The organism is Streptomyces sp. SA15 (assembly GCF_002291145.1).
Classification (GTDB): Bacteria; Actinomycetota; Actinomycetes; order Streptomycetales; family Streptomycetaceae; genus Streptomyces.
Genome location: NZ_NTGE01000164.1, coordinates 154,537 through 166,409, shown reverse-complemented (window position 1 = coordinate 166,409; position 11,873 = coordinate 154,537). Strand labels below are relative to the sequence as shown.

The 11,873-nt window shown below is 69.6% G+C and carries 9 protein-coding genes; 2 read left to right on the top strand and 7 right to left on the bottom strand.

Features of this window, described 5'->3' with window-relative positions; all coding sequences use genetic code 11:
- Nucleotides 1–2,708, top strand: a 2,708-nt coding sequence (gene dnaE, locus CLM62_RS36915) for a DNA polymerase III subunit alpha (RefSeq protein WP_095754265.1), incomplete at its 5' end; no start/stop codon positions are given.
- Nucleotides 2,709–2,803: 95 nt separating this feature from the next.
- Here dnaE and CLM62_RS36910 read toward each other — a convergent pair.
- The 7 genes from CLM62_RS36910 to CLM62_RS36880 form a co-directional block, all read right to left on the bottom strand.
- Entirely contained in the window at nt 2,804–4,210 is a 1,407-nt protein-coding gene (locus tag CLM62_RS36910) for a glycoside hydrolase family 16 protein (protein ID WP_095754247.1), read from the bottom strand.
- A 180-nt stretch (nt 4,211–4,390) separates the two neighbouring features.
- Nucleotides 4,391–5,236: a transferase gene (locus tag CLM62_RS36905; RefSeq protein WP_095754246.1), complete on the bottom strand. Its 846-nt coding sequence runs from the start codon at nt 5,234–5,236 to the stop codon at nt 4,391–4,393.
- Nucleotides 5,233–6,498, bottom strand: a complete 1,266-nt coding sequence (locus CLM62_RS36900) for a glycosyltransferase family 4 protein (protein ID WP_095754245.1) — start codon at nt 6,496–6,498, stop codon at nt 5,233–5,235. The genes CLM62_RS36905 and CLM62_RS36900 overlap by 4 nt, the downstream gene beginning before the upstream one ends.
- A 164-nt stretch (nt 6,499–6,662) precedes the next feature.
- Entirely contained in the window at nt 6,663–7,433 is a 771-nt protein-coding gene (locus CLM62_RS36895) for an IclR family transcriptional regulator (protein ID WP_095754244.1), read from the bottom strand.
- Complete coding sequence (locus tag CLM62_RS36890) at nt 7,430–8,788, bottom strand: prolyl oligopeptidase family serine peptidase (RefSeq protein WP_095754264.1); 1,359 nt, start codon at nt 8,786–8,788, stop codon at nt 7,430–7,432. Before CLM62_RS36890 ends, CLM62_RS36895 begins: the two co-directional genes overlap by 4 nt.
- Before the next feature lie 29 nt (nt 8,789–8,817).
- Nucleotides 8,818–10,125, bottom strand: a complete 1,308-nt coding sequence (locus tag CLM62_RS36885) for an MFS transporter (RefSeq protein WP_179382390.1) — start codon at nt 10,123–10,125, stop codon at nt 8,818–8,820.
- A 175-nt stretch (nt 10,126–10,300) separates the two neighbouring features.
- Nucleotides 10,301–10,726, bottom strand: coding sequence for a MarR family winged helix-turn-helix transcriptional regulator (locus CLM62_RS36880; RefSeq protein WP_095754242.1), 426 nt, complete (start codon nt 10,724–10,726; stop codon nt 10,301–10,303).
- Between the two features lie 228 nt (nt 10,727–10,954).
- Here CLM62_RS36880 and CLM62_RS36875 point away from each other — a divergent pair, with 228 nt between their 5' ends.
- Complete coding sequence (locus tag CLM62_RS36875) at nt 10,955–11,872, top strand: SDR family NAD(P)-dependent oxidoreductase (RefSeq protein WP_095754241.1); 918 nt, start codon at nt 10,955–10,957, stop codon at nt 11,870–11,872.
- The last annotated feature ends 1 nt before the right edge of the window (nt 11,873 follow it).

Below are 11,873 nucleotides of genomic sequence, written 5' to 3'. Positions count from 1 at the left end.
GGCAGGAGGGCTGCCGCAACACGCTGCTGGTGGCGGAGCAGATCGACACCACGGGCATGTTCGAGAAGCGCGACCTGATGCCCAAGTTCGACATCCCCGAGGGCTACACCGAGGTCACCTGGTTCAAAGAAGAGGTGCTCAGGGGCCTGCGGCGGCGGTTTCCGGCGGGCTGGGACGAGCAGTACCAGCGACTGGTCGAGTACGAGATGGACGTCATCATCCAGATGGGGTTCCCGGGCTACTTCCTCGTCGTCGCCGACTTCATCATGTGGGCCAAGAACAACGGCATCGCGGTCGGCCCCGGCCGAGGCTCCGCCGCCGGTTCGCTGGTGTCGTACGCGATGGGAATCACCGACCTGGATCCTCTGGAACATGGTCTGATCTTCGAGCGGTTCCTCAACCCGGAGCGCGTCTCCATGCCCGATGTCGACATCGACTTCGACGAGCGCCGGCGCGTGGAGGTGATCCGGTACGTGACGGAGAAGTACGGCGCCGACAAGGTCGCCATGATCGGCACGTACGGCACCATCAAGGCCAAGAACGCCATCAAGGACTCCGCGCGCGTGTTGGGCTACCCGTACGCGATGGGTGACCGCATCACCAAGGCCATGCCCGCCGACGTCGGCGGTTCCGGTATCGAACTGGCCGGTATCACGGACACCTCACACCCCCGTTATTCGGAGGCGGGCGAGGTCCGGGCGATGTACGAGAACGAGCCGGACGTGAAGAAGGTCATTGACACCGCCAAGGGCGTCGAGGGCCTGGTGCGGCAGATGGGTGTGCACGCGGCCGGCGTGATCATGTGCAGCGAACCCGTCGTCGACCACGTGCCGGTGTGGGTCAGGCACACCGACGGCGTGACCATCACGCAGTGGGACTACCCGAGCTGTGAGTCGCTCGGCCTGCTGAAGATGGACTTCCTCGGCCTGCGCAACCTGACGATCATGGACGACGCCGTCAAGATGGTGAAGTCCAACAAGGGGATCGACATCGATCTCCTCAGCCTTCCGCTGGACGACCCCACGACCTTCGAACTGCTCCAGCGCGGCGACACCCTCGGAGTCTTCCAGTTCGACGGCAGCGCCATGCGTTCCCTGTGCCGGCTGATGAAGCCCGACCAGTTCGAGGACATCACCGCCATCAACGCCCTGTACCGGCCGGGGCCGATGGCCATGGGCTCGCACACCAATTACGCCCTGCGCAAGAACGGGCAGCAGGAGATCGCCCCCATCCACCCGGAACTCGAAGAGCCCCTCAAGGAGATCCTGGACATCACCCACGGCCTGATCGTCTACCAGGAGCAGGTGCAGAAGGCCGCCCAGATTCTCGCCGGCTACAGCCTGGGCCAGGCCGACCTGTTGCGCCGGGCCATGGGCAAGAAGAAGAAGGAGGTCCTGGACAAGGAGTTCGTCCCGTTCCGCGAAGGGTGCAGGGAGCGCGGCTACTCCGACGAGGCGATCCAGACCGTATGGGACGTACTGGTGCCGTTCGCCGGCTACGCGTTCAACAAGGCGCACGCGGCGGCCTATGCGCTGGTGTCGTACTGGACCGCGTTCCTGAAGGCGAATCATCCGGCCGAGTACATGGCGGCGCTGCTGACGTCGGTGAAGGACGACAAGGACAAGTCGGCCGTCTATCTGAACGAGTGCCGGCGCATGGGCATCAAGGTGCTCCCGCCGAACGTGAACGAGTCGATGTCCAACTTCGCCGCGCAGGGCGACGACGTGATCCTCTTCGGCCTGTCCGCGGTGCGCAACGTCGGCACGAACGTCGTCGAGTCGATCATCAAGTGCCGCAAGGCCAAGGGGAAGTACGCATCCTTCCCCGACTACCTCGACAAGGTTGAGGCGGTGGTCTGCAACAAGCGGACCACGGAATCGCTGATCAAGGCCGGCGCCTTCGACTCCATGGGCCACACCCGAAAGGGACTGACCGCGCACTTCGAGCCGATGATCGACAACGTGGTCGCGGTCAAGCGCAAGGAGGCCGAGGGCCAGTTCGACCTCTTCGGCGGCATGGGCGAGGAGGAGACCAGCGAGCCGGGCTTCGGCCTGGACGTGGAGTTCACCACCGACGAGTGGGACAAGGCCTATCTGCTCGCCCAGGAGCGGGAGATGCTCGGCCTGTACGTCTCCGACCACCCGCTGTTCGGTCTGGAGCACGTGCTGTCGGACAAGGCGGACGCGGGCATCGCCCAGCTCACCGGGGGCGAGCACGCCGACGGCGCGGTGGTCACCATCGCCGGGATCATCTCCGGCCTGCAGCGCAAGATGACCAAGCAGGGCAACGCGTGGGCCATCGCCACCGTGGAGGACCTCGCCGGTTCCATCGAGTGCATGTTCTTCCCGGCGACGTATCAGCTGGTGTCGACCCAACTCGTCGAGGACGCGGTGGTGTTCGTCAAGGGCCGCCTCGACAAGCGCGAGGACGTTCCCCGGCTCGTCGCGATGGAACTCCAGGTCCCTGACCTGTCGGGGGTCGGAGACAGTCCTGTCGTCCGGCTGGCCATACAGGCGGCGCACGTGACGCCACAGTCCGTCGCGCAGCTCAAGGAGATTCTGCGCATCCACCCCGGAACGTCCGAAGTCCACTTGCAGGTCCGGGGACGTACGAGGACGACTGTCTACCGTCTCGGTCCTCGTATCGTCGCCGGGCCCGGCTTCTGGGCCGACCTGAAGGCCGCGGTGGCCGTGACGCGGGTGACATGACGGGTTGACATCAGGTGCCGGCCCGGCCGGATGTCCCGGCCGGCCGGCAGGGCCCGCGACGACGCCACATCACCGGCCCTTTCCCTGTCGCCTTGTCAGCGGCCGAAGTTGAACCAGTTCACGTTCACGAAGTCCGCCGGCTGGCCGCTCGTGAAGGTGAGGTAGACGTCGTGGGTGCCGGTGACCGAGCTGATGTTGGCCGGGATCGTCCGCCAGGACTGCCAGCCACCCGTGTTGGCCAGGGAGAAGCTGCCGATGGGGGCGCTGGTACGGCTGTCCAGGCGGACCTCGACCAGGCCGCTCACGCCGCCCGCCGCGCCGCTGGCCACCCGGGCGTAGAACTGTCTGGCCGCCGTAGAACCGAAGTTGACGCCCCGGTAGAGAGCCCAGTCGCCGTTGGCCAGGGCGCCGAGGTTCTGGCCGCCGCCGGTGTCCGACGTGGTCTCCGCGCTGGTGCCGGACTGGCTGTCGTAGGACTCCGCCTGGATGGCGCTGTAGGCGTCACGGTTGCCGGTCGGCGGGGGAGTGGTACCGCTCCCACCACCGGTCGACTGGAGCACCTGGACGTAGTCGACGACCATCGGCACACCGGACCGCGTGTCGCCGTCCAGGCCGCCGCCGAACGCGTCCGGGAAGGCGCCCCCCATCGCCACGTTCAGGATGATGAAGAAGCCGTGGTCGGTGGCGTTGGTCCAGGTCGTGGCGTCGACCTGGTTCTCCGTGACCGTGTGGAAGTTGACGCCGTCGACGAAGAAGCGGATCGCTTCCGTGCTCGCCGTGCGGTCCCACTCCATCGTGTAGGTGTGGAAGCCGGACTGGCAGGTGGTGTTGGGGCAGGCGGTGGAGTTGCCGAGGCCGGTGGTCTCGTTGCACGGGCCGCCGGGGTTGGTGCCGCAGTGCATGGTGGCCCACACGGTGTTGCGGCCCTGGACGTTCTCCATGATGTCCAACTCGCCGACGCTCGGCCAGTTCTGGTAGTTGCCACGGTAGGGCGCGCCCAGCATCCAGAACGCCGGCCAGTAGCCCTCGGCGGCCGTGCCGGTGACGTTCGGCATCTGGATGCGCGCCTCGACCCGCATCTTGCCGCCCGACGCCGGCTGGAAGTCGGTGCGGTTGGTCTCGATGCGGCCCGAGGTCCATCGGCCCGCCGCGTCGCGCAGCGGGGTGATGCGCAGGTTGCCGTTGCCGTCGAGCGAGACGTTGTTCGTGCTGTTCGTCATCGTCTCGACCTCTCCGGTGCCCCAGTTGGCGGGGCCGCCCGGATACGAAGTCCCCGTTGCATACTGCCAGTTGGAGGTATTGACGCCGGTGCCCGCGGCGCCGTTGAAGTCGTCGAGGAAGGCCTGCGTCCAGCCGGTCGGGGGCGGGGGCGCGGAGGCGTTCGCGGACGGGGAGGCGACCGTGGCGGCCGCCGCCGCGAGACCCAGCGCGCCGACTACTGCGACGAGCGCCCGCCGGAGGGGACTTCGCCGTCTGCGGGGTATGCCGGAGGTTTCGCTCATGGGAGTGCCTCTCGGGTACGGAGTGGAATGCGCGGGTGTCTTCGAGAGCTCTGTGCTGACTGCTTGAGAGCGCTCTCAAAGTGGGCCCAATGTGCTCTCGGTCACTCCGGTCGTCAAGAGGTGAAACGGTGAAAGTCCTTCCGTCGCAGGTGAGTTCATCTCATGAATGACGCGAAAGTGTTAAAGCGTGCTGCGGGCCTTCGTCACCTCAACGGACAGGTCGTTGTCGACCGTGTAGTAGGGGCGCAGGACTGCACCGCCGACCGTGACCGCCGGGTAGACGAACACCTCCTTGCGGTCCGCCACGTCGTCGAGGAGACGGGCGACCCGGATGAGGGGTGCTTCCGCCGTGGGTCGGACGAAGACGTCCCAGACGCCGCTCCCGGCGGCCGTCCCCGCGGCCAGTTCTTCGTGGTCGATCGTGAAGGAGAAGCTCCGGCCGTCGTCTTCGGCCCGTGGTTCCACAGTGCGTACGGTGCCGCTGACGCTCCGCAGGCGCAGGTGTACGGCGGCTCCCGCCTGGAGGGATGCGCCGTGCAGGTGTGCGCCGACGGTCGTCGATCGCTTCGCGACGTCGATGCGGTCGACCTCCGCGTGGGCGGGACGCAGCCAGGCCCGTACCGCCAGATAGCCGTCCTTGGTGACGTAGGGAATCCGGACGGCCAACGGGGACCGCCGGTCACGAAGGTGTCCGTCGATGAGGGCCCGTAGATCGCGCAGGCCCGGGCGCAGTCGCTGTCGCCCGGATCCAGCATCCTGGATCCGGTATACATCCCACCGTCCCTCCGCGAGAACGGCGTGCGGACCCAGGACGGCATACAGGCGACCGTCGGCCCCAGGCTCCAGGTCGAGGACATGGAGGTCCGTCTCGGGCTGTCCCTTCTTCGGGCGCAGCCGCAGCAGCAACTGCTGCCCTTCGTGCCTCTCGTCCGGCCGCATCGGCAGCATGGACAGGTCGAAGGTGATCCGGCCGTCCGCGTCGACCGCACAGCCGACGCGTGGCTGCGCACCGAGTTCCGTGCTCATCGCTGCCCCCTCCGTACGATGCGCAGCGCACTGCCGGCCGCGATGTACGCCGCGTCGCGAGCGGCGAAGCCCTGGCTGACCAGGACGCGGTGCGGGCGAGCCGGCTCCTGTGCCACCGGTCGCCCCGACCTTCGCGCCGAGACGGCCTCGGCGAGAAGGCGCTCGGCCTGCTCGACCACCGGGCCGGGAGCGAACCGGCGCGCGTTCTCCAACGCCGCACGGCCCATACGGCGGCGCCGCTCGTCGTCACGGACCAGTTCCAGCAGGGCCGCGCCCAGCGCGTCACGGTCCCCGACGGGGACGAGCCGGCCGTCGACGCCGTCCTTGATGATTTCCCCGGGGCCATAGGGGCAGTCGGTGCTCACCACCGGCAGGCCGCAGCGCATCGCCTCGACGATCGTCATGCCGAACGGCTCGAAGTTGGAGGCGGCCGCACCGATCGAGCCCTTGACCCACTCCGCCTCCATGGGAGCCGCCGCACCCATCAGGAAAACGTTGTCCCACAGGCCGAGGTCCGCGACCAGCTTGCGCAGCCGGTCGAGTTCCTCACCCTTGCCGTAGATGCGCAGCTGCCAGTCCCGGTGTTCGGCGGCTACCACGGCGAAGGCCTCGATGAGCAGGTCGTATCGTTTCACCGGGACCAGTCGGCCGGCCGCGACGACCACCTTCGCGGTGCCGTCGGCGGCCGGCAGCGCGGGATCGGGCACGCTGTTCGGGAGCGCCTCCACCCGTACCCCGGGCAGCCGCATCTTGCGCCGGTAGGCGGCGGCGTCCGCCTCGGTGACCGTGGTGAGTGCGTCCAGCCGGCGGTAGGCCCGGCGCAGGGTGCTGCGCAGCCGTGGCGGATGGTTGTCCAGGGTGAGGTGCTCCTGCCCGACGCGTGCGACGTGGCGCGGAGCCTGGAGCGCGAGATGCACATTGAGGCCGGGCCGGGTGCCGATCACGACGTCGGCGTCGGTCGCGGCCAGGCACTCGCCGATCCGCTGGTCGGTCAACTCGCTGTACTGCCCGTACCGGTACTCGGCGCGCGGGAACACTCTCGCCGGTCTCAGGTGTAAGGGATGCTCCTTCTCCTGCCTGAGGTCCACCAGCGGCCGCAGCGACACTCTCGGGTCCAGGGTGTAGTTCGGGTGCTCTCGGTGCCGCAGCGCGGAGACGATCTCCACCTCGTGCCGCTCGGCCAGCGCCTGGGCGAGATTGAAGGTGGTGGTGATCGTGCCGCCGATGCCGTAGGCGTTGTGCAGCAGGAAAGAGATCTTCACGGCGAACTAGACCGCGGCGACTCTCCTTCGGTTGTGATCCGTTACCACTTCGTAGTGCTCAGGTGTACTGCGGGAGACGTCAGACCGAACTGCGGGGTCGGCGAGGCCGCACCGACGACAGCATTACGGGGCTGGTCTTTTGCATACCGAATGCGGCGTACCGCCTACACGCCGCTCCCGGCCCGGCTCCCCTCGGGCTGCCACCCGAGCGCCCGCGAGATACCGCGCGCCGCGAGCCGTACCGCGGGAATCAGCACCGGCACCTGGGCGGTCTTCTGGGGCACCACGACCGACACGGCCGCGACCAGCGTGCCGTCCGGTCCGCGTACCGGGGCTGCCACCGACAGGGCGTCCTCGGTGACCTGACGGTCGCTCATCGCCACTCCCGAGCGCCGTACTTCGGCCAGGACGCGGCGCAGCCGTCCAGCGTCGGTGATCGTGTGCGGGGTGAGGGAGGCGAGCGGCTTCGCGCTGTATTCCTGCTGGAGTTCCGGGTCGCCGTAAGCCAGCAGCACGAGGCCCACGCCGGTGACGTGCAGCGGCCAGCGCGCGCCGACGCGGATGTGCACGCCGACAGACGAACGCCCCGAGATCCACTCGATGTAGACGACCTCCGATCCGTCGCGCACCGCCAACTGCACGTTCTCGTGCGTCGCTTCGTACAGGTCCTCCAGATACGGCAGCGCCGCCTGCCGCAGCGCGAGCCCGCGCGGCGCGAGGGCGGCGACCTCCCACAGCCGCAGCCCCACGTGGTAGACGCCGGACTCGTCGCGTTCCAGGGCGCCCCACTCGGTCAGGGCGCCCACGAGGCGGTGGGCGGTGGTCAGGGTCAGCCCGGCCCGCCGGCTGATGTCCGTCAGGGACAGCGCCGGGTGCTCGTGGTCGAACGCGGCGAGCACGGACAGCAGCCGGTCGGGCGCGGAGCGGACGGTCATGGCCGAGGGCCTCCCGGGGGCACCGGGGCGTCGGCCGGGTGCGCGAGGTCGTACGGGCGGGGGTAGGCGGCGGGCCGGTAGGTGACGTAACGGGCCTCACCCGTCGGATCGGCCTGCCGGGCACGGGAGTTGAGGACGTGGGGCGAGGTGTCCCAGCGGCCGGTGTCCAGCCGGTGTTCCAGTGTGTGCAGGGCGCCGAGCGTCTCGCCCGGCGTGAAGGTGCAGTGTCCGGGGCCGTCGACGTAGGCCTGGCGGAGCAGGCTGCCCGCACCGGCCGCGGTCGCGGCCCGCCGGTAGGCGCTCTCGGCCTGTACGGGGATCAGCGCGTCGCCGGTGGTGTGGATGTTCAGCTGGGGATCGGTGAGCCGGCCCGTGAAGGCGCTGGTGTGCCGCATCCACCGTACGGCCGCGGCGTCGGCGGAGATCCGGGGGGCGTGGTTGAGGGTCGTGAGGTCCTCGCGCAAGGAAAGGCCCGCCTCCTTGTAGAGCTCGGTGACCTCTTTGTACAGCGGTGAGCGGTGGAGCATGCCTCTGTAGTCGACGCCCGTGTTCCAAGAGGGGTTGCCTCCGGCCCGGCTCTCCGCCTCCTGCCGCCAGGAGAAGGCGGGGCGTTGGAGGAGTCCGGTGACGGCCGTGTACTGGTTGGCCTGTTGGGCGTCCCAGTCGGTCGGGTCCGGCTCGGGCTGGGCGGGGTCGTTGTACCCCGGGATGTTGTGCAGGGCCGCGGCCAGCGCGATGCGAGCGCGGCCGGCAGGCGTTTCCTGGGCCGTGGCGACCTTGGTGGTGAGCGCCTTCGCCGCGGCGGTCGCGGCGGCCTGGTCGGCGAAGCCCGTGAGCGGGATGTCCGCGGCGGGCGCGAGCAGGGTCTTGAGCGCGAACACGGGATCCAGGGTGCTGTTCCAGTTGGCGACGCCGCCCTGCACGAGCCCGCACATCGACAGGGAGCCGTCGAAGCGGCCGGCATGCCGCTCGGCCAGTGCCGTGGTGACGAGGCCACCGTAGGAGGTGCCCCAGGCGAGCGTGCGCCGGGCCGGGCCGAACTTCTGCGTGAACTCCTCCAGCGTGGCGAGCTGATCGGGCACGGCCTGAGTCACCGCCCAGCCGCTCGTCGCGTAGGAGGAGCCGATGAGCGCGTAGCTCTCGTCGAGCAGCTTGTCCCGGGCGGCCGAACCGGGCGAGTTCTGGGCGGGGTTGGGCACGCCGACGGGGCTGTAGCCGTGGCTGTAGAGGAGCACGGTGCCGTTCCAGTCGGCGGGTACGTCCATCACGTACGCCGCCCCTGACGGCAGTCGGCCCTCCAGACGGGTGTCCGTGGCGGCCTGTGCGGGCAGTGCCGTCGCCGCGCACAGGGTCATGGTCAGTAAGGCGATGCGGGCGTGGGTCGTCAACGGGGCGTCCCTTCGGGTGTGGGGGTGGTGGTGCGGGACGGAGCGGAGTCGAGCGTGTCGGTGTGTGTCTCGCGCATACGCCACACGGTGAGCGCGGTGATCGCCGCGCCGCCGCACAGCAGCAGCGAGACGGGGGCGCTGCCGCCGCCGTACGAGGCGAGCAGGCTGCTCGCGATCAGCGGCGAGAACCCGGCGCCGATCAGGGTGGCCGCCTGGTAGCCGAGGGAGGCGCCGGTGTAGCGGACGCGGGTGCCGAACATCTCGGTGAGCAGGGCACCGAGCGGTCCGTACATCGTGGACTGGGCGACGCCGTGGCCGAGGGCGAGGGCGAGGATCAGCAGGCCGGGGGAACCGGAGTCGACCAGCGCCAGCACCGGGAAGGCGAGCGCGGCCGAGGCGACGGCGCCGGTCAGCACCACCGGGCGTCGGCCGACCCGGTCCGAGAGCGCGGAGGCGGCGGGCAGCACGGCGAGGGCCACGCAGGAGGCGACGGTCACGGCGGTGAGTACCTGTGGTCGGCTGTATCCCTGGTCGACCGCATACGAAATCATGAATCCGGTCAACAGTGACTGGGCGGTGAAGGCGCCGATCCCGACACAGGCGGCCAGCAGCACGGGCTTCGGCCGGCGCAGCACCTCCACGACCGGCGGCTTGTCCAGCGGCTCCCGCTTCGCCTGCGCGAACAGGGGGCTCTCGGCGACCTTGAGACGGACGAACAGGCCGACGGCCAGCAGCACGATGCTCAGCAGGAACGGCACCCGCCAGCCCCACGAGCGGAAGTCGTCGTCCGGGAGCGTGGCGACCAGGGTGACCACCCCGGCCGACAGTACGGAGCCGAGCGGGGCGCCGAGCTGGGTGAAGCTGGACCACAGACCGCGCCGCGAGCCCTGGGTGCGTTCGGCGTGCTCCACGACCATCAGGGTCGCGCCGCCCCACTCGCCGCCGATCGCGAGGCCCTGTACGACACGCAAGGCGACCAGCAGGACGGGGGCCCACACGCCGATCGCGTCGTACGTCGGCAGTACGCCGATCAGGAAGCTGCCGCAGCCCATCAGGGCCATGGTCAGCAGCATCATCGACTTTCGGCCGAGCCGGTCGCCGAAGTGACCGAAGACGATGCCGCCCAGCGGGCGGGCCACATAGCCCGCGGCGAAGGTGCCGAAGGCCGCGATCGTGCCGACGGCGGGGTCGGCCTCGGGGAAGAACAGGTCGCCGAAGACCAGCGCGGCGACCGTGCCGTACACGAGGAAGTCGTAGAACTCCACTGCCGTGCCGAGCAGTCCGGACAGTGCGACGCGGCGCAACTGCCGGTGATCCGCGGACGGTTGGGGGACGGACGGTTGACGAGCGGACGGACGGGATGGCTGCACGATGAGCTCCCTGGGGCCGGTGCCGTGGGGGATTCACCGGTGGGGGACCGCACCGGTGCCCGGGTGAAGTTAGGCATCTATCGTGCGGCCGTCAATCATCTGCACAACATCAATTGAGGCCGTCCTCGGCGATCCGCAGGAGCAGGGCGTGCAGGGTCTCCCGCTCGTCGGGGTTCAGTGGGCCCAGCAGTTCGTCGGTCGCCCGCAGGCCGGCCTCGTCGCTGTCCCGCAGGAAGGCGCGGCCGGCCTCGGTGAGGGCGACGATCCGGCTGCGGCGGTCGTCCGGGGAGGGCCGGCGCTCGGCGAAGCCCAGCTTCTCCAGGTCGTCGACCAGGCCGACGATCGCACTCGGGTCGTAGCCGAGGGACGTGCTCAGCTCGCGTTGCAGCGCGCCCCGGGACGTGGCGAGGAAGCGGAGCAGCGCGTAGTGGCGCATACGCAGGCCCGACTCCTGGAGGAAGGCGTTGAACAACTGCCCGGAGCGCAGGCCGAGCCGGTACAGGAGATAGCCCGAGTCCGCGTGCAGCCCGCGCATCCACGGTTCGTGCGCGTCGATGGGGGCGGGGTTCTTGACGTCTGGCTGGCGGGCGATGGCGGGCTCCCTGGTCGAGGCCCCGGGCGGGGCGGTTCCGTGTCCGGGTCCAGTCTGGCGCACCGGCCGGTCGGCAACAACTATTGACGTCACCAATTATTGCTCTTAACTTCGATCTCGAAGCCACCACCCATGCGAAACCCATGGGAAACCATGCGAAGGGACCCGCTCGTGCCCAGCATCGATCTCACCGGCAAGGCCGCAGTCGTCACCGGCAGTGGCCGGGGCCTCGGCCTCGCCTACGCGCACGCTCTGGCCGCCCACGGTGCGTCCGTGGTCGTCAACGACGTGGACGAGGCCGTGGCCGAGCAGGCCGTGAAATCCATCACCGAGGCGGGCGGCACGGCCGTCGCCGAGGTCGTCCCGGTCGGTACGTCCGAGGCGGCGGACCGGCTGGTGAGCAGGGCGGTCGAAGAGTTCGGGCGCCTCGACGTCCTGGTCACCAACGCCGGCATCCTGCGCGACAAGGTGCTGTGGAAAATGACCGACGACGACTTCGACGCGGTGATCACCACCCACCTCAAGGGCACCTTCACCTGCGCCCGCGCCGCCGCCGTCCGGATGCGCGAGCAGGGCGAGGGCGGCACCCTGATCCTGGTCGGCTCCCCGGCCGGGCAGCGCGGCAACTTCGGGCAGACGAACTACGCCGCCGCCAAGGCCGGCATCGCCGCCATGGCCCGCACCTGGTCCATGGAGCTGGGCCGCGCGAACATCACCGTCAACGCGATCGTCCCGGTCGCCGCGACCGCGATGACGGAGACCATCCCCGCCTTCGCCCCCTACATCGAGGCGATGAGAAACGGTGAGCCGCTGCCCGACTTCCTCCGCAAGGGCGAGGGTTTTGGCACCCCCGAGGACTGCGCCGCGCTCGTCCCGTTCCTCGCCTCCGAGGCGGCGCGGGGCGTGAGTGGTCAGTGCATCGGCATCGGCGGCGACAAGGTGGCACTCTGGTCGCATCCGCAGGAGATCAGGGCGGCGTACGCCGACGGGGGCTGGACCCCCGCCGCCCTGGCCGACGCCTGGCCCACCTCGGTCGGCGCGGAACTCCAGACGGTCGGCATCCCGGCGCCCAAGTTCCCGGAGGCGTGAC